The sequence below is a fragment of the Citrobacter sp. wls716 genome, assembly GCF_005280975.1.
Lineage (GTDB): Bacteria > Pseudomonadota > Gammaproteobacteria > Enterobacterales > Enterobacteriaceae > Citrobacter > Citrobacter youngae.
In genome coordinates, this window is sequence record NZ_SZWX01000038.1 from 223,349 (window position 1) to 245,355 (window position 22,007).

Genomic DNA, 22,007 nt, shown 5'->3' on the forward strand with positions numbered 1-22,007 from the left:
CTTATTGTCCTGCAATCTGGCGAAGTGCCGTAATGACGCGTTGTGTGTCATCGTCGGTCATGTCGGGAAATAGCGGCAGTGAACATATGCGTGCGCTATTCCATTCGGTATTAGGCAAAGAAAGATCGGTGAAACGTTCGCGATAATATTTCTGCGTGTGGGCCGCGCGAAAATGCAGGCCTGTGCCAATATTTCTGGCCTTTAGTGCTTCCATCAGAGCATCTCTGCTCAGCCCGCAGCGGGCTTTATCCACGCGAATGATGAACAAATGCCAGGCGTGCACATGTGACCACTGAGGCAGGGTGAGCGGTTGAAACGGCGTATCGGCCAGCGCCTGTTGATACTGCTGCGCAATTTGCGCACGTCGTGCGTTCAGACGAGCCAGCTTGTCCAACTGTACCAGGGCGATGGCAGCGTTGATATCAGTCAGGTTGTACTTATATCCCGGCGCGAGAACTTCAGCTTGCGGCGCGCGGCCATAGGTTTGACGGTCATACGCATCTACACCCAGGCCGTGAAATTTCAGGCTGCGAAGCCGTTGAGCGAGCGGGCTGTCGTCAGTAACAATCAGTCCACCCTCAGCACAGGTCACATTCTTGATAGCGTGAAAGGAAAAGATTGCGGTACCACGAGCACCGACATGACGACCCTTGTATAACGTTCCGACGGCGTGTGCTGCGTCTTCAATAACAGGGATTCCATAGCGTTCACCGATGGCGTAAATGGCATCAAGATCGGCTGGGGCCCCGGCATAATGCACGGGAATAATAGCTTTGGTTCGTGGTGTGATAGCGGCTTCAATTTGTTCGGGAGTCACCATCAGCGTATCGCGGTCAACATCGATCATAACCGGTGTGGCGCCCAGCAGGACAATCATGTTGAGTGTAGATACCCACGTCATCGACGGGGTGATCACTTCATCGCCTTCACCCACACCCAGCGCCATTAGCGTAATGTGCATACCTGCCGTCGCGGAACAGACGGCAACGGCGTTTTGGTTTCCTGTGAGCTGGCAGAAAGCGTCTTCCAACTGCTGATTTTTAGGACCCGTGGTTATCCACCCTGAATCCAGAACCGCCTTAACTGCGGCAAGTTCTTCATCACCCATTGCCGGACGGGAGAAAGGCAAAAAGTCAGACATCATTATTCCTTCAAGCCATTTAACGCCACCGCAGTTTTATTTTTAGTGATAAACAGGGGCATCGTTAATTATTTCATCAGGCCACAAAGGTTAAAGACTGAAGGTTAATTTATCCTTAAGAGTTTAAGGTTTGGGGTATAAAGATAAAAACAGGGAGGGGTGATTTATTTATTTGAATATAAAGTGTTTTTAGTCGTTATGGCGGCATTGGTCTCTGTTGCTGAATGCTGAGAACAATACCGCTATTGTGAACATCGTTTATATTACGTTTAAACTCGTGGGATTTACAGTAACCCTTTCAAGGTCAACGTTTTACGCGTGGCGATATTTAAGTCGTAGGTGCCAAGATCTTCAGCTTTAACCCAGGCGAAGTCCTGGAACTCTTCGTTAATGTTCACTTCACGATTAGCCGCCACACAATCGAAGATGAGATAAATCATATAAATCTCTTCCTGACTGCCATCGGCATAGGTTTTGGTCCGAATATCGTCGCTGAAGGTCCACGGAGTAATTTCTGATAATACCAGTTGTTCACCCAACTCTTCCCTCACTTCCCGACGCAAAGCCTCTTCGATGCGCTCACCTGGCTCAACGCCGCCGCCAGACAGCGCCCACTGACCAGGGAAAACACCGCGATCGTCGGCCATTTTGCACAGTAAAAAACAGCCTTCATTTTGAATGAGTGGGCAAACAATCGTTCTTTGACGCATAAGTCTGTTCCTTGTAGGGGAGGGGCGGAGGAGTCCATTGTTAACACATCTTACCTTTTGCAGGCGACAGAAAAAACGCTTCATTGCCGTTTAAGCCAGCTTTGCCGGGGAAGATGACGTTGTCTGTTGAAAACGGCAATCAGGTGCCTTTTATCATCTATTTCGGGTAAGAACTTAACCTTACTGAAACATTGCAGGTAGTATTTAGTTACAATATGTCATTGCATCGCTTTTTTAGCTCATTGATTCCTCGCCATCTGGCAGTACAATCCAGCGGTTTTGGGGCTATGTTTTGATTCTTGCTGGAAAGGATAGAAAATGAAAAAAAGTTTATTACTGGGTTTTGCCGGAATGCTGTTTGTTTCTGCGTCGGCGAATGCGATTAGCATTAGCGGTCAGGCAGGCGAAGATTACACCAACCTCGGTTTTGGTATGGGTACTGAGTCCACTGGACTGGCTGTTAGCGGCAACTGGATGCATAACGATGACGACGGTGATGTTGCAGGGCTTGGCCTTGGTCTGAATATCCCTCTGGGTCCGTTGCTGGCAACAGTCGGTGGGAAAGGTATCTATACCAACCCGAAAGACGGTGATGAAGGCTACGCGGCAGCTGTCGGTGGTGGTTTACAGTGGCCGATTGGCGACAGTTTCCGTCTGTTTGGTGAATACTACTACTCCCCGGATTCACTCTCCAGCGGGATCGACAGCTACGAAGAAGCAAATGCCGGTGCGCGCCTGACGATTATGCGTCCGCTGAGCATTGAAGCAGGTTACCGTTACCTGAATCTGGCGGGTAAAGATGGCAACCGCGATAACGCGATTGCTGACGGCCCATACATCGGGGTAAACGCCAGTTTCTAATCGACCAGGCGCGGCGTTCAGTCGCGCCTTCCCCCCTCCATGCGTTATAGTGTTTTCATCATAAAAGCAGGAGAACACGATGTTAAACGTGGAGATGCTATCCACCGGGGATGAAGTGTTGCACGGACAAATCGTCGACACTAATGCCGCCTGGCTGGCCGATTTTTTCTTTAATCAGGGATTACCGTTAACACGCCGCAATACAGTTGGCGACAATCTGAACGATTTGGTCGCTATTCTGCGTGAGCGTAGCGAACATGCTGATGTGCTGATCGTCAATGGCGGCTTAGGGCCGACCAGCGATGATTTGAGCGCACTGGCGGCGGCAACCGCAAAAGGTGAAGGGCTGGTGCTGCATGAAGCGTGGCTGGCCGAAATGGCGCGTTTTTTCCGTGAGCGGGGACGCGTCATGGCGCCGAGCAATCGCAAACAGGCTGAGCTTCCGGCCAGTGCGGAGTTTATTAATAATCCGGTCGGAACTGCCTGCGGGTTCGCCGTAAAGCTTAATCGCTGCCTGATGTTCTTTACGCCGGGTGTACCGTCAGAATTTAAAGTCATGGTTGAACATGAGATCCTGCCGCGCCTGCGTGAGCGTTTTTCTCTCTCTCAACCCCCGCTATGCCTGCGCTTAACGACCTTTGGTCGTTCTGAAAGCGATCTGGCGCAGAGCCTGGATCCTTTGGTTTTACCGCCTGGGGTGACAATGGGCTATCGCTCGTCGATGCCGATTATCGAGCTGAAGTTAACCGGACCCGATTCCCAACGTGAAGCGATGCTGGCGCTATGGCCAGAGGTGAAACGCGTTGCTGGCCAGAATATGATTTTTGAAGGTACCGAAGGGTTACCTGCGCAAATTGCCCGTAAGCTCCAGGAGCGCCAGTACAGTCTGACGCTGAGCGAGCAATTTACCGGAGGCTTAATTGCCCTGCAGCTCTCTCGCGCCAGTGCCCCGTTGTTAGCGAGCGAGGTAGTGCCATCTCAGGAAGAAACGCTGGCGCAAACGGCGCACTGGATAACCGAGCGACGCGGCAATCATTATGCCGAACTGGCGCTGGCGGTATCGGGTTTCGAAAACGAACATATTAACTTCGCACTGGCAACACCTGACGGCACGCATGCCTTGCGGGTGCGACTCAATGCAAATCGCTATAGTTTGGCTGTTCGTCAGGAGGTTTGCGCAATGATGGCGCTTAATATGCTGCGGCGTTGGCTAAATGGTCAGGATATCGCCGGGGAACACGGCTGGATCGATGTGGTGGAATTCCTGACGGTTTGATTAGTGGCAGGGAAGGTTACAAACCTTCCCTGTCTGACTCACGCTGTGACATCGTCTGGCAACAACCCGGTAATTAACTGAACCAAATCACGATCAATTCCTTGTTCCAGCATCATGCGAGCGATCCGTATTGCTTCTTCTTGCGTACCTTTTTGTACTCCTTGTTCCAATCCTTGTTGTAACCCTTGTTGCAGCCCATCGTGGTGGCCTTCTTGTCTGAGTCTCTCTGCGATTGTCATCAGCCTCTCCTTGTTATGAGGGGAACGTTCGGCAACTTTATGGATAAATTCGTTGACGTGAGAAACGTCGCCGTACCGTAGCAGATAATTAAATAGCGTCTGTAGCTGGCTGTCATTAGCGGTGCTTGTAACTAATAACGAGACCAGTCGGTCCACTAACCCCATCAAATCGCGATCGCGGATATGTTTTTGCATCAATTCAAGCAACGCAACACGCCGATGTTGCGCGATTTCATCGTCAGGAATCACGGTAATGTCGACCAGCGGAAAAGCTTCTGAATAAAGTTGCCGCGCCAGTTGTGGGTTGTCAAATTCATCCAGCCAGTTGAGTGACCAGGGATAGGGACTTTGTTGACCGTGATAAAACAACATGGGGATCACCAGCGGCAGCGTTTTATTCCCGGCATCAAGATGATGCTGCATCGCAGCGGTGGCATAGCGCATCAGGCGGAATGCCATGTGCTGCACAGCTGTACTCTGATGTTCGATGACACAATAGATATAGCCATCACCTTCGTGGGTTTTTAGCGACCACAATACGTCGGAGTAGTACGCGCGGAGATCCTGTTCGATAAAACTGGTGGACTCCAGCTTCAGCGTTTGCAAATTGCAAATCTCACGTAATGTGACGGGGAGGTGAATCTCCAGAAAATCCCGGGCCATCTCAGGATAAGAAATGATCTTTTTAAAAACCGCATCATGCGGTGTGGATGTGGTGGGTTTAGCCATGGTAGTCCGTTACCAGAAAGAGAAGATGGCGTGACGGTATCCACTTTTCGCAAGCGCTGCATATGAGAAATTGATTCTTTGCGTGGGTGAATCAGAGATAAATACGCCCGACTGCAACGTATTCAAATAAGCGGAACTGGATGCACAAAAATGCCCGGTAGCAAACACCACCGGGCAACTGAGTTACCCCAACGCTTTGGCAAGCAGGGTGATAGGATGTTCGCAACGCTTACTTGTCGACATCTCAATCTGCCATTTACACGTTTCGCAGTCGGTCACGACGATATCCGCGCCGCTTTCTTCAATCTGGCGGAATAGCGGTGCGCCAATTGACTGTGACGTCGGGTAGTTTTCCTTTTTGAATCCGTAAGTTCCGGCGATCCCGCAGCACTGTGAATCCAGCACGGTCAGTTCAAGTCCCGGAATTTGTCGCAGCAGTTCCAGCGTATAGAGTGTCCAGCCCATTTTCTCCATATGACATGGTGTGTGATAGACCACTTTTAGCGGCAACGTTTTCAGCGGCAACGTTTTCCCTTCGTCCAGCTTGCGCCACAGCCAGCGTGTAGCCAGTTCAATATGTTCGCGTAGCCCTGAGTTGTCGACATCCAGCACTTCAGGGTATTCATCGCGTAGCGCAAAGGTACAGGTTGAAGAGGTGGCAATAACCGGGATGCCTTTTCCGTCAATCGCTTCTCGCAGTGAAGCCACATTACTTACCGCCTGCTTACGTGCTTTATCGGTGAAACCGTTGGCGATCAGTGGTACGCCACAGCATTTCTCTTTACTCAGCAGTTGTACGCCAGTACCCATCGCGTTCAGCACTTTTATCAGATCTTTACCGAGTTGCGGATGGTTGTAGTTCACAAAGCAACCGTGGAAAAATGCAACTTGATCCTGATACTGCGCCTGCTGTGCGGCTATGCTGCGATACCAGCGGCGGAAGGTACCGAAGGAGTACTTCGGCAGCGTACGGCGATGATCGATTTTTAGTGCATAATCAAGAAGCTGGCGCACCGGTTTCAGTGAAGTCGCGGTGTTCACGATGGGTGCGAACGGCGTAGAAACACTGCCCATCAAATCGGTATGGCTTAAGACAAAGTTACGTATCGACGGACGTGTCGTGTCGTATTTGGCACGCGCGCGCTGGATGATATCGCCAATTTTGACATCCGAAGGGCAGGCCACTTCACAGCGTTTGCAGTTGATGCAATATTTCAGCGCATCGTCATATAACGCACCATCTTTCAAACGCAGACGTTCACCGTCAGGGCCGGCTTGTTTAGGGCCAGGGTAACCTGGGTTGACACGGCTTACCGGGCAGGCAGTGGTGCACACTGTGCATTTGATACAACTTTCAAAACGTGTGTCGCTCATTGCTGGCCTCCTGCACGTTTCGCAATATGATGTGCGGCGTGTAAAGCGCTCACTGCGCACACTCCGCCTCCGCAACCCTGGGCGATAGGGTCAAAACCGCCAAGTACCGATCCGATGGCAAACATATTCTCTACTGTTTTTCCTGCAAGCGATGGACGCAGTTCAGCATCGGTGGTTACGCCAAACTGTTGCCACGGTTGCGGATCAAAGACGTCACGCTGATACCACTGCGCACGTGTGGCGGTTTGGTGCACATCCAGACCGAGAATCGGCTCATGAACGGCTTCGCGCGTGGCGACCAGTCCGCTGCTAAAGAAACTACCGCTGGCGAGTACGGCGAAGCGTGGGCGCAATGGAATATCGGCATGGTTGCGGGTCCAGATTTCGCTGACAACGCCATCCTGACAGGTGATTTTTTTCACTTCATCACCGGGCATCCACACTCCACCCTGGCGTACAAACTGGCGCTGCAATTTGTTATGCAGGCGCATGCCCAGCACTGACGGCGGTAAAGTTGGTAATAACATCAGTGAGCAGGGCAGGCGGTCATTGAGCCACTTCCATAGCCGATCGTCAGCCAGGCCGAAACAGGCTGGCATAATTATCATGTCGCAGGTTTTCGCGATTGGTAACAGGGCGTCATAGAGCAGCGACCATTTATCTTCGTTATCTAACAGACGTGCAATGTTGACGGCGCGAAATTCGGTTGGGTTATCACGCAGGACATCCAGTTCTGGCAAATCGATTTCAGCCGTTTCGACGCTGAGGTTACGCTGGCGCAGTGAGGCCGCGGCAAGGTGCGCCTGGAAATCCAGTAAGCCGCTAATTCCCACCACACAGACACGTTGTGCTGATAACGGCCAGACCGGCACTTCCGCTGAACTAAGCCAGGTTGAACGCAGGGTTCCCAACGGTGTTACACGTTGATGAGCCTGATGAACCTTACCGTGCAAATGCGTTCCGCACTCTTCCAGCAAATTCTGCGCCTGCTGCGCCAGCGCCAGTACGGTCTGCGTGCCGATGGTGCTATACGGATGACCAGGTGCCTGAGTGCGCAGCGCATTCAGCCCCGCTTCAATGTCGGTTACCGGTTGACCATCGGGCAGGTTGCTGAGCAAATCCAGTGAGCCGGAGGAAAAGTGCAGCGCGCTTTGGCCGCGGGTAACAATCGTACAGCGCAACCCGCTTTTTTGCAGTTGTAGGCCACACATCAGCCCGGCGAGACCGCCGCCGATAATGACGGTATCAAATTTCATCCTGGTGCTCCTTTTCCAGACCGCACAATCCCTGATAGACCCAACGCGTGAATTCGCTTTCGCGCAGCGCATCTCCCCACGCGATAGGCTGCACGCCTTTCCAGCGTTCGTTGAGGAATTCAGAAAGCTGGGTGATAGATTGTGCGGCGGTGGTGACATTAAAACGTTGTAGCAAACCTGCAGCGCGGCAGGCACACAATTCGCCCTGACACGTCCCCATCCCGACGCGGGTGCGACGACGTAAATCGAGCAAACTGTTGACGGTTAAATTTTCAACGGCATATTGCACTTCACCTGCGGTGACGGCTTCACATTCACAGACCAGGCTGCGGTGCTGACGGCCTTCGCTAAGCCACGCCGGGGTGCGGTCGCCATGGCGGTAGACCGCCGAGCCGCGCAGTGGCGCTGGCAAAGAGATAACGCGTTTAAGCGTGTGTTCGGTCGACTCCTGTGAGCCTGGCAGAGCTGTCTCTGCGGTTGTACAAGGGCGAGAATTGCCCAGTTTGCGGCATACTGCGTCGGTGGCCCATTCCGCCATCAGGCGGTAGGTCATCAGTTTGCCACCGGTAATGGTGATAAATCCGTCCAGTCCGTCGCGCGTTGCGTGATCGAATAACACAATACCGCGGCTGACGTTACGACCGGTCGGATCGTCGTCGCTGGCCACCAGCGGACGCACACCGGAGTAAGCACGCAGGATGCGAGTTTTCGCCATAATTGGTGCCAGCTTCTCACCCTCACGCAGCAGAATATCCACCTCTTCTGCGGTGACGCGGTTGCTGTCGATATCGTCGTAATCAATGTGTTGTGAGGTTGTACCGATCAGCGAAATGGTATCGCCAGGCACCAGAATATCGGCATCAGATGGCTTACGGCAGCGGTTGATAACATGCTGATTTATGCGATGATCCATGATCAACAGAGAACCTTTCGCCGGGAACATACGGATGCTCAGATCGGCATATTCCGCAATGCGCTGACCCCAGATCCCGGCGGCATTCACGACCACCGGCGCATGCAGAGATTGCATCTCGCCCGTCAGATGGTTGCGTACGTTTACCCCGCACACCGTCGCACCTTCACGAATCAGCCCCGTCACTTCATGGGCCGTTAAGATAATCGCACCGTGCTCTCGTGCATCCAGCATGTTGGCGGCGGTTAAGCGGAAAGGATCAACGGTACCGTCTGGTACTTTCACTGCGCCAATCAGTTGTGGGTTTACCGAAGGTTCGATAATACGCGCCTGTTGTGGATCAATCGCTTCTGCGCGGATGCCCGCGTCTTCACAGGCACGAATAAAGGTTGCCTGGAAAGAGAGTTCATCTTCCGGTAGCGTAATAAACAGACCGTCCGTCGGCTCAACACAATGGCGGGCGATACGTTTCAGAATTTGGTTTTCGCTAATGCATTCGCGGGCAGATTCAGCGTCAGTAACGGCGTAACGTGCTCCGCTGTGCAGCAGACCGTGGTTACGGCCCGTCGCGCCTGTCGCGATATCGTGGCGTTCTACTAAGATGACGCGCAATCCGCGCAGGGCACAGTCGCGTGCGATCCCTGCACCTGTTGCTCCTCCACCAATGATAATCACGTCACTTGTTTGCGAGTCGCGAGTTTTCATTGTTTTTCCTCACAGTTCGTTTTTTATCATTTAGCCACATAAAAAACATGGATTGTTTGATTTCGCTCATAATCGCTCATAATTCGAAAATGAAACGTGATTCCGTGCGCTTTTATGAACATTTGTCATAAATGTGTAACAATCTGTGCTGTAATTCACATTATTGCCCGGAATGTTTCCTTAACATCGCGGCCACACTGGGAGCGGTAGGGTTGCTACGGCAATCTGCAGTGTTTCCTTCGAATGAAAGACGGCCACGGAGGCTACTATATATGTTGAGCATTTTTAAACCTGCGCCACACAAAGCGCGTTTAGCTGCAGCGGAGATCGATCCGACTTATCGTCGATTGCGCTGGCAGATTTTCCTGGGAATATTTTTCGGTTATGCCGCGTACTATCTGGTACGTAAGAACTTTGCTCTGGCCATGCCGTATCTGGTTGAGCAGGGTTTCTCGCGTGGCGATCTGGGTTTTGCGTTGTCCGGTATCTCCATTGCATACGGATTTTCGAAATTCATCATGGGGTCCGTCTCAGATCGCTCGAATCCGCGCGTTTTCCTGCCCGCGGGTCTGATTCTGGCTGCTGCGGTGATGCTGTTCATGGGCTTCGTGCCGTGGGCGACATCCAGCATTGCAGTCATGTTTGTGCTGCTGTTCCTCTGCGGTTGGTTCCAGGGGATGGGGTGGCCGCCGTGTGGTCGTACTATGGTGCACTGGTGGTCGCAGAAAGAGCGTGGCGGTATCGTTTCTGTCTGGAACTGTGCGCATAACGTAGGTGGCGGTCTGCCTCCGCTGCTGTTCCTGCTGGGTATGGCCTGGTTTAACGACTGGAAAGCGGCGCTGTACATGCCTGCCTTTGGTGCGATAGTCGTTGCGCTGTTTGCTTTTGCGATGATGCGTGATACGCCGCAGTCCTGTGGCCTGCCGCCTATCGAAGAGTACAAGAACGACTATCCGGATGATTACAACGAAAAAGCGGAAGAAGAGCTGACTGCCAAGCAGATCTTCATGCAATACGTACTGCCGAACAAACTGTTGTGGTACATCGCTATCGCCAACGTGTTTGTGTATCTGCTGCGCTACGGCATCCTCGACTGGTCACCGACCTATCTGAAAGAAGTGAAGCATTTTGCACTGGATAAATCGTCCTGGGCTTACTTCCTGTACGAGTATGCTGGTATCCCGGGTACGCTGCTGTGCGGCTGGATGTCGGATAAAGTCTTCCGCGGTAACCGTGGTGCCACCGGCGTGTTCTTTATGACGCTGGTTACCATCGCGACGGTCGTTTACTGGATGAACCCGGCAGGCAATCCGAACGTGGATATGGCTTGTATGATTATCATCGGCTTCCTGATCTACGGCCCGGTCATGTTGATCGGTCTGCATGCGCTGGAACTGGCACCGAAAAAAGCGGCGGGGACGGCGGCAGGCTTCACTGGACTGTTCGGTTACCTGGGCGGTTCTGTCGCGGCGAGCGCCATTGTCGGCTACACCGTCGACTTCTTCGGTTGGGACGGCGGCTTTATGGTGATGATTGGCGGTAGCGTGCTGGCGGTGATTCTGCTGGTAGTCGTCATGATTGGTGAAAAACGCCATCATGAAGAGATGCTGCTCAAGCGTAACGGGGGCTAATAGATGAAAACCACATTGAAAAGTCTTAGCGTGGCGCTGATGCTGGCAGGTATGGTTGTGAGCAGTGCGGCGGTTGCCGCAGATAAAATTGTCATTGCGCACCGTGGCGCCAGCGGATATTTACCGGAGCATACGTTACCTGCGAAAGCGATGGCTTATGCTCAGGGCGCGGATTTTCTGGAGCAGGATTTGGTGATGACTAAAGACGACCATCTGGTCGTCCTGCATGACCACTATCTTGACCGCGTCACCGATGTTGCTGATCGCTTCCCGGATCGTGCGCGTAAAGATGGGCGTTACTATGCCATCGACTTTACGCTGGATGAGATCAAATCGCTGAAATTTACCGAAGGTTTCGATATCGAAAATGGCAAAAAGGTACAGACATATCCAGGGCGTTTCCCGATGGGTAAATCTGATTTCCGTGTGCACACTTTCGAAGAAGAAATTGAATTTGTTCAGGGATTAAATCATTCAACCGGCAAAAATATCGGTATTTACCCGGAAATGAAAGCGCCGTGGTTCCATCACCAGGAAGGGAAGGACATTGCGGCTAAAACGCTGGAAGTGCTGAAAAAGTACGGGTACACCGACAAGAACGACAAGGTCTATCTGCAGTGTTTTGATGTCGCAGAGTTAAAGCGCATTAAGAATGAACTGGAACCGAAGATGGGGATGGATCTCAATCTGGTACAGTTGATTGCGTACACTGACTGGAATGAAACTCAGGAGAAAAAGCCAGACGGCAGTTGGGTGAATTACAACTACGACTGGATGTTTAAACCGGGTGCCATGAAGCAGGTTGCGCAGTATGCGGACGGCATTGGGCCGGACTACCATATGCTGGTTGATGAGAAGTCCAGTAAGGGCAACATCTCATTGACGGGTATGGTACAGGACGCGCACCAGAACAAGATGGTGGTGCATCCTTATACTGTTCGTGCCGATCAGTTGCCGGATTATGCAACGGATGTAAACCAGCTGTATGACGTGTTGTACAACAAGGCGGGCGTTGACGGGCTGTTCACCGACTTCCCCGACAAAGCGGTGAAATTCCTGCATAAAGAGTAAGGGCAGAAGGCCTGCGATGAACGTATTTCCGCAGGCCTTATTTGTGAAGCGTGAGCAGATTGCTAGATGAGGCCGTCAGCAGTCAACGATTCCATATATGCCTGCAGTAGAAATAAAGGGCTGCCGTCTACCGGCGGCTCTTTTGCCAATAACGATATTTGTCGATAAAACGTTGGCTCCAGCGCCACTGAGCGAATTTCCCCGCCAACCGCCTTCAGCGTGAGTTCCGGTAATAATGCAATCCCCAGCCCCTGGCGAATAAAGCTCATTGCGGTATCCGGGTGGTTAAATTCGTATTTAATAATTGGCTCAATCCCTTTTTCTTTAAACAACGTCATGATGCTTAATTCATAGCGGCCTTTACTGATAATCAGCGGTTCTCCCATCAGTTCTTCCAGCGAAATAGTGGTGTTGGCTGCCAGTGGGTGGCTTTCGGGAACCACTACGGTAAATTTATCGCGGTAGACCGGTACGCAGTACATGCCATTGACCGGGAAATGCACAAATCCAGCATTGATATCCCCGCTGCGCAGGGAATCAACGATCGCCGGGCTGTTCTCTTCGAAGGGGATAATTTTGATGTGTGGATGCTGCTGTTCAAAGTGGCGGATAATGCCAGGTAAAATGCAGGCGCAGGCGCTGGGAAAACAGCCGATACGCAGGGTTCGGGCTGGATTTTGTCGTTCCTGCTCGGCAATTTCTTTCACCGCGTTGGTTTCTGACACGATGGCTCGCAGGCGTGGCACGATCCGGTGTCCCGCCGGGGTGAGCCTGATGTCTTTGCGACGTTCGCGGATTAAAATATCAACGCCCAGCTCTTCTTCTAATGCTGAAATTGCCTGACTCACGGCGGACTGGGTCATATACAGCCGCTTGCTGGCTTCGGTAAAACCGCCGTACTCGAGCACGGCAAGCAAAGCGTGGATCTGTGTTAGTGTCATTAGTTCCTTCTAATTAATAATATTAAAACGATTAATTTCTCTAATATCATGAGCCTATTTATACTGGCGTTCTGGTGTTTAACTCACATTTTGACGCACTTGTCCGTCGTTCAGTTGTGCTGAGCGTTGCCTGCGTGCGCCGTCTGGACAAGGTTGTCGAATATGAAAGAAAAACTGTGGACGAAGGATTTCTGGGCAATAACGATTATCAGCTTTATTATCTTTTTTGTTTTTTATGTCCTGCTGACCCTGCTTCCGATCTATATTTCGGATCGCCTGCATGCTACTCCTGATAAGGCCGGTTTATTAGTCACGTTCTTTTTGGGCTCTGCCATTCTTGTTCGTCCTTTTGCCGGGCAGTGGGTGGGGAAATATTCGAATAAAACGATTCTGGTGCTCTCTTCTCTGGCCTTTTTGGTGGTCACTGCGCTGTATCCGGTTTGCCATTCAATTGAATCACTCCTGCTGATTCGGGTGCTTCATGGTGTAACGTTTGGCGTTATAACCACGGTAAAAGGAACGATTTCCGCGCGGTTGATACCGGCCTCCCGACGTGGGGAGGGCATCAGTTTTTTCTCTTTAGCCATGGGACTGGCAATGGTTGTGGGGCCATGGGTAGGGCTGAACATGGCGCGCTGGGAAGCCTACACTGCTGCATTCTGGCTGTGCACGGTTGTGGCGGTGTTGGGGATTGTGCTGTCACTGATTGTCGCCGTGCCGCCAGTGATTTGTCACGCTGATGGTTCCAAACCGAATCTGGGCTTTGCCGCCATGTTTGACCGCGCCGCGCTGCCTTTCGCGATGGTGACATTCTTTATGACCTTTTCCTATGCGGGTGTTTCAGCCTTCCTTGCATTGTATGCCCGCGAATTGGATTTGATGGCAGCCGCCAGTAATTTCCTGCTGTGCTACGCCATTTGCCTGATGGTCTGCCGAACCTTTACCGGCAATATCTGTGATAGAAAAGGGCCGAAATACGTGGTTTATCCGTGCTTACTGGCCTTCACCGTTGGGTTGGTGGCGCTGGGTTACACCAACGGGAGTATCATGATGATTCTGGCCGGAGGATTAATCGGTATTGGTTACGGCTCAGTGACGCCGGTATTTCAGACACAAATTATTAGTTCAGTGGAGCCGCACAAAATCGGTGTTGCCAATTCGCTGTTTTTCAATGCAATGGACGCGGGAATGGCGATTGGTGCGTTCATTATGGGGATGATGGTTGAAGGCGTGGGGTATCGGGCGATTTACCTGGTCGGGGCTTTGTTGGTGGTGCTGGCCGGGGCGTTGTATATCATGCAGATGAAAAAACGCCCAGACGTGGTATTGGTCTCCACGCATGAAGTCCACTAAGCACTACATTTCAATCTCAATATCCCCGTTTGCCCGGCAACAGCAGGGCAATATCTCACCCGGCTGAATAAAGGCCAGAGGTTCTGCAATCCAGTCAACCTGTCCCGCCACCAGGCGGGTACGGCAGGAACCGCAGTAACCTTCACGGCACTGATACTCGACTTCGATGTTGTGCGATTCGAGCGCGGCGAGCAGGGAAGGATGTTCATCCTGGCACAGCAGTTGTGTGCCAGAGATGCGCAGAGTAACGCGCCCCATCAGAGCTGGAAATTACTCAGGTCGTCGGTATCAACTTCGGCGTCGATTTGGCCGACCAGGTAAGAGCTGACTTCGACTTCCTGCGGTGCAACCTGGACGTTATCGGATACCAGCCAGGTATTGATCCACGGGATCGGGTTAGAGCGTGTCTGGAATGGCAAGTCAAGGCCAACAGCCTGCATACGGATATTGGTGATGTACTCAACGTACTGGCACAGGATATCTTTGTTCAGACCGATCATCGAACCGTCACGGAACAGATAATCCGCCCACTCTTTTTCCTGCAGCGCGGCCTGTACAAACAGGTCATAGCACTCTTGTTTACACTCTTCGGCGATTTCCGCCATTTCCGGATCGTCCACGCCGCTGCGCAACAGGTTCAGCATATGCTGGGTGCCGGTCAGATGCAGGGCTTCATCACGGGCAATCAGACGAATGATTTTTGCATTACCTTCCATCAGTTCGCGTTCTGCAAAAGCGAAAGAGCAGGCAAAGCTGACGTAGAAGCGAATCGCTTCCAGCGCGTTAACGCTCATCAGGCACAGATACAGTTTTTTCTTCAGTTCACGCAGGTTGACGACAACCGTTTTACCATTGACTGTATGGGTGCCTTCGCCCAGCAGATGCCAGTAGCTGGTCATCTCGATCAACTCATCGTAGTAGCTGGAAATGCCTTCCGCGCGTTTCTGGATCTGTTCGTTGGTGACGATATCGTCGAACACCACCGCAGGATCGTTCACGATGTTACGAATGATGTGGGTGTAGGAGCGGGAATGGATCGTTTCAGAAAACGCCCACGTTTCCACCCAGGTTTCCAGCTCAGGGATAGAAATCAGCGGCAGCAGCGCCACGTTCGGGCTACGTCCCTGAATAGAGTCCAGCAGCGTCTGATACTTCAGGTTGCTGATGAAGATATGTTTTTCATGTTCCGGCAGTGCCTGGAAGTCAATGCGGTCACGTGAAACGTCGACTTCTTCCGGACGCCAGAAGAAAGAGAGCTGCTTTTCGATCAGTTTCTCGAAGATGTCATATTTTTGCTGATCGTAGCGGGCGACGTTCACCGGCTGGCCGAAAAACATCGGTTCCAGAAGCTGGTCATTTTTCGTCTGTGAAAAAGTGGTGTATGCCATTGATGTGAATCCTTTGTGGGATGAGGCCGGAGGCGGTGCAAGCACCTTGTCCGGCCTACAAACCGTGCAATCGTGGCCGGGTAAGCGTAGCGCCACCCGGCATCATTCATCAGATCTTACATGCGCCGCTTTCGCAGCCATCATCCTGAATGGATGGCACCAGATCGTCCTGAGAATCTTCCGCACCGTCGCGGGTGTTCTGATAATACAGCGTTTTGACACCAAATTTGTAGGCGGTGAGCAGGTCTTTCAGTAACTGCTGCATCGGCACTTTTCCTGATGGGAAGCGTGACGGATCGTAGTTGGTGTTGGCAGAAATCGACTGATCGATAAATTTCTGCATGATCCCTACCAGTTGCAGATACCCGTCATTGTTCGGCATCTCCCACAGCAATTCGTACGCGTCGTGCAGGTGTTCGTAGTCCGGCACAACCTGGCGCAGAATGCCATCTTTGGATGCTTTAATGCTCACGTAGCCGCGCGGTGGTTCAATGCCGTTAGTGGCGTTGGAGATCTGCGAAGAGGTCTCCGACGGCATCAGCGCGGACAGCGTGGAGTTACGCAGACCGTGGGTCTTAATGGACTCACGCAGTTGCTCCCAGTCCAGGTGTAACGGCTCGTTGGCAATGGCATCCAGATCTTTCTTATAGGTATCGATCGGCAAAATACCCTGCGCATAGGTGGTTTCGTTGAACCATGGGCATGCGCCTTGCTCTTTTGCCAGTTCGTTAGAGGCTTTCAGCAGGTAATACTGAATAGCTTCAAAGGTTTTGTGAGTCAGATTGTTCGCGCTGCCGTCAGAATAACGCTTACCGTTTCTCGCCAGCCAGTAGGCGTAGTTGATTACGCCAATACCCAGCGTACGGCGGCCCATGGCGCCACGTTTAGCGGCCGGAATTGGATAATCCTGGTAATCGAGCAGCGCATCGAGAGCACGCACAGCCAGTACGGCCAGCTCTTCCAGCTCGCTCAGATCTTTGATTGCCCCCAGGTTGAATGCGGACAACGTACACAGCGCGATTTCACCGTTCTCGTCGTTAACGTCGGTCAACGGTTTGGTCGGCAGGGCGATTTCCAGACACAGGTTGGACTGGCGTACCGGTGCGACAGCCGGATCAAACGGGCTGTGGGTGTTGCAGTGGTCAACGTTCTGAATGTAGATGCGACCAGTAGAAGCACGTTCCTGCATCATCAGCGAGAACAGCTCAACCGCTTTCACGCGCTGTTTGCGGATGCTGTCGTCGTTTTCATATTTTGTGTACAGGCGTTCAAACTCGTCCTGATCGGCGAAGAATGCGTCGTACAGACCCGGAACATCGGACGGGCTGAACAGGGTGATGTCACCGCCTTTCAGCAGGCGGGTATACATCAGCTTGTTGATTTGTACGCCGTAGTCCATGTGACGCACGCGGTTGCCTTCGACGCCGCGGTTGTTTTTCAGCACCAGCAGGCTTTCAACTTCCAGATGCCACATCGGGTAGAACAACGTGGCAGCACCGCCGCGAACGCCGCCCTGGGAGCAGGATTTCACCGCCGTCTGGAAGTGCTTGTAGAACGGAATACAGCCGGTGTGGAACGCTTCACCGCCGCGAATCGGGCTACCCAGCGCACGAATGCGACCCGCGTTGATACCAATGCCAGCACGCTGAGAAACGTATTTTACAATTGCGCTGGACGTGGCGTTAATCGAATCCAGGCTGTCGCCACACTCGATCAGTACACAGGAACTGAACTGACGGGTTGGGGTGCGCACGCCGGACATGATGGGGGTTGGCAGCGAAATTTTAAACGTAGAAACGGCGTCGTAGAAACGTTTAACGTATTCCAGACGGGTTTCACGCGGGTAGTTAGAAAACAGGCAGGCAGCGACCAGAATGTAGAGGAACTGTGCGCTTTCATAAATCTCACCGGTAACACGGTTTTGCACCAGATATTTGCCCTCTAACTGCTTCACTGCAGCATAAGAGAAGGTCATATCACGGTCGTGCACGATGAACGAGTCCATCTGCTTGAACTCTTCTTCCGTGTAGTCTTCCAGCAGATGATTGTCGTATTTGCCCATTTCAACCATTTTGACCACATGGTCGAACAGTTTTGGCGGCTCAAACTCGCCGTAGGCTTTTTTACGCAGGTGGAAAATTGCCAGGCGAGCAGCCAGGTACTGATAATCCGGCGCGTCGCGGGAGATCAGGTCTGCAGCTGCTTTGATGATTGTTTCATGGATATCGGAAGTCTTGATACCGTCATAAAACTGAATGTGGGAGCGCAACTCGACCTGTGAAATCGATACGTTATTCAGTCCTTCTGCCGCCCAATCCAGAACTCGATGGATTTTGTCGAGATTGATGCGCTCTGTACTACCATCACGCTTTGTCACCAGCAGACTCTGATTCATGTGGTTTTTACCTGTCCGTGAAAGAAAAAATATCCCCCATATTATCCACAGTGCCACGTTGTGACTAAGTCTGTGGATAAATACTATATGTAGGGGTTGTTTGATAAAATAGACGCTATATGGTGAGTATTCTAGTAGGGATTCTTTTCAGCACAAGAGTTGATTTTGAGGTTAAATTGAGGTTGCAAAAGGGTAAGAATCGCTAAGTGCGCGTCTTATAAGGCCTGGCGGGGATGTCAATAATTGAGAAAAAAAATAGAAAATTTGATCGAGTGCTGATTTCTTCATCTAAGGCAAAGAAAGTTCTTATGATCTGGCACAAAAATTGCCCTGAGACGCCTGCTCAGGATCAGTAGGCGATGCCTAATCACGTAGGCCTGATAAGCGAAGCGCCATCAGGCGTTAAAGCCCGGAGTCGTGCCGGATGGCGGCGCTGGCGCGCTTTATCCGGCCTACAATCCAGCGTCATCAGGCCATGAGAGCCGGTTTATTCGCTTTTGGCGGTGGTATGCACCATATAGTTCACATCCACGCCGGGGCCCAGTTTAAAGGTGTTGGTAATGGGGTTGTAGTGCAGGCCGGTCATATGACGCTCTTTCAGTACGGTGTGGTCAACCCACTCTAACAGTTCAGCGGGCTTAATAAATTTTTTCACATCGTGCGTACCTTTAGGCACCATGCGCAGAATATATTCCGCGCCGACCACCGCCATCAGCCAGGATTTGCCGTTGCGGTTAAGCGTGGAGAAAAACACTTCGCCGCCCGGTTTAACCAGTCTGGCACAGGCCCTGACAACCGACTGCGGGTCTGGTACGTGTTCCAGCATTTCCATACAGGTGACGACGTCATACTGGTGCGCATATTTCTCGGCGTGTTCTTCGACTGTCTCCTGCACATACTCAACATGAATGCCACTTTCCAGCGCATGCAGTTTTGCCACCTGTAAGGGTTCAAACCCCATATCCAGGCCGGTGACTGTTGCGCCTTCACGCGCCATGCTTTCTGCCAGAATCCCGCCGCCGCAGCCGACGTCGAGTACCTTTTTACCAAACAGACCACCTGACCGTTCGGCGATATAGCCCAGACGCAGCGGATTTATGCGGTGCAGAGGCTTAAATTCACCCTCAAGATCCCACCAGCGCGACGCGACTGCTTCAAATTTGGCAATTTCTTCATGGTCAACGTTGTGAGTTACCGGGGGTTTTTCGGCATTCATTGGGGCTTCTACTCCTAAATTTGCGATGCAAACGAGTATATCAGCCTGACGGGATGAATAAAGCCTCTGTCTGGGGGAATCCATTTACCTGAATCTTCACGTATGTGTTATAATTTGCGACCTTTGAATCCGGGATACAGTAGAGGGATAGCGGTTAGATGAGCGACCTTGCGAGAGAAATTACACCGGTCAACATTGAGGAAGAGCTGAAGAGCTCCTATCTGGATTATGCGATGTCGGTCATTGTTGGCCGTGCGCTGCCGGACGTCCGAGATGGCCTGAAGCCGGTACACCGTCGCGTACTTTACGCCATGAACGTATTGGGCAACGACTGGAATAAAGCCTATAAAAAATCTGCCCGTGTCGTTGGTGACGTAATCGGTAAATACCACCCTCATGGTGATACCGCCGTTTACGACACCATTGTTCGTATGGCGCAGCCATTCTCCTTGCGTTACATGCTGGTGGATGGTCAGGGTAACTTTGGTTCTGTCGATGGCGACTCCGCAGCTGCGATGCGTTATACGGAAATCCGTATGTCGAAAATCGCCCACGAGCTGATGGCTGACCTGGAAAAAGAAACGGTTGATTTCGTCGATAACTACGACGGCACCGAACGCATTCCAGACGTTATGCCAACCAAAATTCCTAACCTGCTGGTGAACGGTTCGTCCGGTATCGCGGTAGGTATGGCAACCAATATTCCGCCACACAACCTGACGGAAGTGATCAACGGCTGTCTGGCATATATTGACGATGAAGACATCAGCATTGAAGGGCTGATGGAACATATTCCGGGTCCGGACTTCCCGACCGCAGCGATCATCAATGGTCGTCGTGGTATCGAAGAAGCTTACCGTACCGGTCGCGGCAAGGTATACATTCGCGCACGTGCAGAAGTCGAAGCTGACGCGAAAACTGGCCGCGAAACCATCATCGTGCATGAAATTCCGTATCAGGTGAACAAAGCACGCCTGATCGAGAAAATCGCCGAGCTGGTAAAAGATAAACGCGTTGAAGGCATCAGCGCGCTGCGTGACGAGTCTGACAAAGACGGTATGCGCATCGTGATTGAAGTGAAACGCGATGCGGTCGGGGAAGTGGTGCTGAACAACCTCTACTCCCAGACCCAACTGCAGGTTTCTTTCGGTATCAACATGGTTGCGCTGCACCATGGTCAGCCGAAGATCATGAACCTGAAAGAGATTATCGCTGCATTTGTTCGTCACCGTCGTGAAGTGGTTACCCGCCGTACTATTTTTGAACTGCGTAAAGCCCGCGACCGTGCGCACATCCTCGAAGCGCTGGCGATTGCTCTTGCCAACATCGATCCGATCATCGAACTGATCCGTCGTGCGCCGACCCCGGCAGAAGCGAAAGCGGCGCTGGTTGCGCGCTCCTGGGAACTGGGGAACGTCTCTGCCATGCTGGAACGTGCGGGTGATGACGCTGCGCGTCCTGAGTGGCTGGAACCTGAGTTTGGCGTGCGTGATGGTCAGTACTACCTGACTGAACAGCAGGCCCAGGCGATTCTGGATCTGCGTCTGCAGAAACTGACCGGCCTTGAGCATGAAAAACTGCTCGACGAATACAAAGAGCTGCTGGAGCAGATCGCCGAACTGTTGCACATTCTGGGCAGTGCCGATCGTCTGATGGAAGTTATCCGTGAAGAGATGGAGCTGGTTCGCGAGCAGTTCGGCGACGCGCGTCGTACCGAAATCACCGCGAACAGCGCTGACATCAACATCGAAGATCTGATTAGCCAGGAAGATGTTGTCGTGACCTTGTCTCATCAGGGCTACGTGAAATATCAGCCGTTAACCGACTACGAAGCACAGCGTCGTGGCGGGAAAGGTAAATCAGCAGCACGCATTAAAGAAGAAGACTTTATCGACCGCCTGCTGGTGGCCAACACCCATGACACGATCCTCTGCTTCTCCAGCCGCGGTCGTTTGTACTGGATGAAGGTTTATCAGTTGCCAGAAGCCAGCCGTGGCGCGCGTGGACGTCCAATCGTCAACCTGCTGCCGCTGGAAGCTAACGAACGTATTACCGCGATTCTGCCAGTACGCGAGTACGAAGAGGGCGTTAACGTCTTCATGGCGACCGCCAGCGGTACCGTGAAGAAAACGGCGCTGACCGAGTTCAGCCGTCCGCGTTCAGCCGGTATCATTGCGGTTAATCTGAACGAAGGCGACGAACTGATTGGCGTTGACCTGACGTCCGGTTCCGATGAAGTCATGCTGTTCTCTGCTGCCGGTAAAGTGGTGCGCTTCAAAGAAGACGCCGTTCGTGCGATGGGGCGTACCGCGACCGGTGTACGTGGTATCAAGCTGGCCGGGGAAGATAAAGTTGTTTCTCTGATTGTTCCGCGCGGTGAAGGTGCCATCCTGACCGTGACGCAGAACGGCTACGGTAAGCGTACCGCAGCGGAAGAGTATCCGACGAAGTCTCGTGCGACGCAGGGCGTTATCTCCATCAAAGTCACCGAACGCAACGGCTCTGTTGTTGGCGCGGTACAGGTTGAAGATACTGACCAGATCATGATGATCACCGATGCCGGTACGCTGGTGCGTACACGCGTGTCGGAAATCAGCGTGGTAGGGCGTAACACCCAGGGCGTGATCCTCATCCGTACTGCGGAAGATGAAAACGTTGTGGGCCTGCAACGTGTTGCTGAACCGGTTGATGATGAAGAGCTCGACTCCATCGACGGCAGCGCTGCGGAAGGGGACGAGGATATCGCTCCTGAAGCTGAAAGCGACGATGATGCGGCAGACGACGCAGAAGAGTAATTAAGTTGTGATG

17 protein-coding genes are annotated in these 22,007 nt (G+C 52.2%); 6 read left to right on the plus strand and 11 right to left on the minus strand.

Features of this window, described 5'->3' with window-relative positions; genetic code table 11:
* Position 1: 1 nt before the first annotated feature.
* Entirely contained in the window at positions 2-1,141 is a 1,140-nt protein-coding gene (gene arnB, locus FDX24_RS14615; protein WP_137364520.1) for a UDP-4-amino-4-deoxy-L-arabinose aminotransferase, read from the minus strand.
* A 284-nt stretch (positions 1,142-1,425) separates the two neighbouring features.
* Complete coding sequence (gene nudI, locus FDX24_RS14620) at positions 1,426-1,851, minus strand: nucleoside triphosphatase NudI (protein WP_048211091.1); 426 nt, start codon at positions 1,849-1,851, stop codon at positions 1,426-1,428.
* Positions 1,852-2,169: 318 nt separating this feature from the next.
* Here nudI and FDX24_RS14625 point away from each other — a divergent pair, with 318 nt between their 5' ends.
* On the plus strand, positions 2,170-2,712 hold the full coding sequence (locus FDX24_RS14625) for a YfaZ family protein (RefSeq protein WP_048211092.1): 543 nt from the start codon (positions 2,170-2,172) through the stop codon (positions 2,710-2,712).
* A 79-nt stretch (positions 2,713-2,791) separates the two neighbouring features.
* Positions 2,792-3,988 carry a nicotinamide mononucleotide deamidase-related protein YfaY gene (locus FDX24_RS14630; RefSeq protein WP_048211093.1) on the plus strand — a complete coding sequence of 399 codons (1,197 nt, stop codon included), beginning with the start codon at positions 2,792-2,794 and terminating at the stop codon, positions 3,986-3,988.
* 38 nt (positions 3,989-4,026) lie between these two features.
* Here FDX24_RS14630 and FDX24_RS14635 read toward each other — a convergent pair whose 3' ends face one another.
* The 4 genes from FDX24_RS14635 to glpA form a co-directional block, all read right to left on the minus strand.
* Positions 4,027-4,956, minus strand: a complete 930-nt coding sequence (locus tag FDX24_RS14635) for an Rpn family recombination-promoting nuclease/putative transposase (protein ID WP_137364521.1) — start codon at positions 4,954-4,956, stop codon at positions 4,027-4,029.
* A gap of 183 nt (positions 4,957-5,139) precedes the next feature.
* A complete protein-coding gene (gene glpC / locus FDX24_RS14640) occupies positions 5,140-6,330 on the minus strand; it encodes an anaerobic glycerol-3-phosphate dehydrogenase subunit GlpC (protein ID WP_048211095.1) in 1,191 nt (396 codons plus the stop codon).
* Positions 6,327-7,586, minus strand: a complete 1,260-nt coding sequence (gene glpB / locus FDX24_RS14645) for a glycerol-3-phosphate dehydrogenase subunit GlpB (protein ID WP_061068205.1) — start codon at positions 7,584-7,586, stop codon at positions 6,327-6,329. The genes glpC and glpB overlap by 4 nt, the downstream gene beginning before the upstream one ends.
* A complete protein-coding gene (glpA, locus tag FDX24_RS14650) occupies positions 7,576-9,204 on the minus strand; it encodes an anaerobic glycerol-3-phosphate dehydrogenase subunit A (protein ID WP_048211097.1) in 1,629 nt (542 codons plus the stop codon). Before glpA ends, glpB begins: the two co-directional genes overlap by 11 nt.
* A 272-nt stretch (positions 9,205-9,476) precedes the next feature.
* On the opposite strand from glpA, the gene glpT reads away from it, so the two are divergent.
* Both glpT and glpQ read left to right on the plus strand, forming a co-directional pair.
* Positions 9,477-10,835, plus strand: a complete 1,359-nt coding sequence (gene glpT / locus FDX24_RS14655; protein ID WP_115643141.1) for a glycerol-3-phosphate transporter — start codon at positions 9,477-9,479, stop codon at positions 10,833-10,835.
* Between the two features lie 3 nt (positions 10,836-10,838).
* A complete protein-coding gene (gene glpQ, locus FDX24_RS14660) occupies positions 10,839-11,906 on the plus strand; it encodes a glycerophosphodiester phosphodiesterase (protein WP_048211099.1) in 1,068 nt (355 codons plus the stop codon).
* 62 nt (positions 11,907-11,968) lie between these two features.
* Here glpQ and FDX24_RS14665 read toward each other — a convergent pair whose 3' ends face one another.
* Entirely contained in the window at positions 11,969-12,847 is an 879-nt protein-coding gene (locus FDX24_RS14665) for a LysR family transcriptional regulator (protein ID WP_101741533.1), read from the minus strand.
* A 162-nt stretch (positions 12,848-13,009) separates the two neighbouring features.
* Between FDX24_RS14665 and FDX24_RS14670 the strand changes: the two genes are divergently transcribed.
* Entirely contained in the window at positions 13,010-14,200 is a 1,191-nt protein-coding gene (locus FDX24_RS14670; RefSeq protein ID WP_116360452.1) for an MFS transporter, read from the plus strand.
* A gap of 3 nt (positions 14,201-14,203) precedes the next feature.
* On the opposite strand, the gene yfaE is transcribed toward FDX24_RS14670, so the two are convergent.
* The 4 genes from yfaE to ubiG form a co-directional block, all read right to left on the minus strand.
* Positions 14,204-14,458, minus strand: a complete 255-nt coding sequence (gene yfaE / locus FDX24_RS14675; protein WP_061068202.1) for a ferredoxin-like diferric-tyrosyl radical cofactor maintenance protein YfaE — start codon at positions 14,456-14,458, stop codon at positions 14,204-14,206.
* A complete protein-coding gene (gene nrdB, locus FDX24_RS14680; RefSeq protein ID WP_003834668.1) occupies positions 14,458-15,588 on the minus strand; it encodes a class Ia ribonucleoside-diphosphate reductase subunit beta in 1,131 nt (376 codons plus the stop codon). The genes yfaE and nrdB overlap by 1 nt, the downstream gene beginning before the upstream one ends.
* A gap of 109 nt (positions 15,589-15,697) precedes the next feature.
* Complete coding sequence (gene nrdA, locus FDX24_RS14685; RefSeq protein WP_137364522.1) at positions 15,698-17,983, minus strand: class 1a ribonucleoside-diphosphate reductase subunit alpha; 2,286 nt, start codon at positions 17,981-17,983, stop codon at positions 15,698-15,700.
* A gap of 487 nt (positions 17,984-18,470) precedes the next feature.
* Entirely contained in the window at positions 18,471-19,199 is a 729-nt protein-coding gene (gene ubiG, locus FDX24_RS14690) for a bifunctional 2-polyprenyl-6-hydroxyphenol methylase/3-demethylubiquinol 3-O-methyltransferase UbiG (protein WP_137364523.1), read from the minus strand.
* A gap of 158 nt (positions 19,200-19,357) precedes the next feature.
* On the opposite strand from ubiG, the gene gyrA reads away from it, so the two are divergent.
* Positions 19,358-21,994, plus strand: coding sequence for a DNA topoisomerase (ATP-hydrolyzing) subunit A (gene gyrA, locus FDX24_RS14695; RefSeq protein ID WP_115643145.1), 2,637 nt, complete (start codon positions 19,358-19,360; stop codon positions 21,992-21,994).
* Positions 21,995-22,007 lie beyond the last annotated feature (13 nt).

What these genes read in the sequence shown, in the direction of transcription:
- FDX24_RS14625 (WP_048211092.1), top strand. Translation starts at nt 2,170, where the DNA reads ATGAAAAAAAGTTTATTACTGGGTTTTGCCGGAATGCTGTTTGTTTCT.
- gyrA (WP_115643145.1), top strand. Translation starts at nt 19,358, where the DNA reads ATGAGCGACCTTGCGAGAGAAATTACACCGGTCAACATTGAGGAAGAG.
- glpT (WP_115643141.1), top strand. Translation starts at nt 9,477, where the DNA reads ATGTTGAGCATTTTTAAACCTGCGCCACACAAAGCGCGTTTAGCTGCA.
- FDX24_RS14670 (WP_116360452.1), top strand. Translation starts at nt 13,010, where the DNA reads ATGAAAGAAAAACTGTGGACGAAGGATTTCTGGGCAATAACGATTATC.
- nudI (WP_048211091.1), bottom strand. Translation starts at nt 1,851, where the DNA reads ATGCGTCAAAGAACGATTGTTTGCCCACTCATTCAAAATGAAGGCTGT.
- nrdA (WP_137364522.1), bottom strand. Translation starts at nt 17,983, where the DNA reads ATGAATCAGAGTCTGCTGGTGACAAAGCGTGATGGTAGTACAGAGCGC.
- arnB (WP_137364520.1), bottom strand. Translation starts at nt 1,141, where the DNA reads ATGTCTGACTTTTTGCCTTTCTCCCGTCCGGCAATGGGTGATGAAGAA.
- FDX24_RS14665 (WP_101741533.1), bottom strand. Translation starts at nt 12,847, where the DNA reads ATGACACTAACACAGATCCACGCTTTGCTTGCCGTGCTCGAGTACGGC.
- glpQ (WP_048211099.1), top strand. Translation starts at nt 10,839, where the DNA reads ATGAAAACCACATTGAAAAGTCTTAGCGTGGCGCTGATGCTGGCAGGT.
- yfaE (WP_061068202.1), bottom strand. Translation starts at nt 14,458, where the DNA reads ATGGGGCGCGTTACTCTGCGCATCTCTGGCACACAACTGCTGTGCCAG.
- FDX24_RS14635 (WP_137364521.1), bottom strand. Translation starts at nt 4,956, where the DNA reads ATGGCTAAACCCACCACATCCACACCGCATGATGCGGTTTTTAAAAAG.
- FDX24_RS14630 (WP_048211093.1), top strand. Translation starts at nt 2,792, where the DNA reads ATGTTAAACGTGGAGATGCTATCCACCGGGGATGAAGTGTTGCACGGA.
- glpB (WP_061068205.1), bottom strand. Translation starts at nt 7,586, where the DNA reads ATGAAATTTGATACCGTCATTATCGGCGGCGGTCTCGCCGGGCTGATG.
- ubiG (WP_137364523.1), bottom strand. Translation starts at nt 19,199, where the DNA reads ATGAATGCCGAAAAACCCCCGGTAACTCACAACGTTGACCATGAAGAA.
- nrdB (WP_003834668.1), bottom strand. Translation starts at nt 15,588, where the DNA reads ATGGCATACACCACTTTTTCACAGACGAAAAATGACCAGCTTCTGGAA.
- glpC (WP_048211095.1), bottom strand. Translation starts at nt 6,330, where the DNA reads ATGAGCGACACACGTTTTGAAAGTTGTATCAAATGCACAGTGTGCACC.
- glpA (WP_048211097.1), bottom strand. Translation starts at nt 9,204, where the DNA reads ATGAAAACTCGCGACTCGCAAACAAGTGACGTGATTATCATTGGTGGA.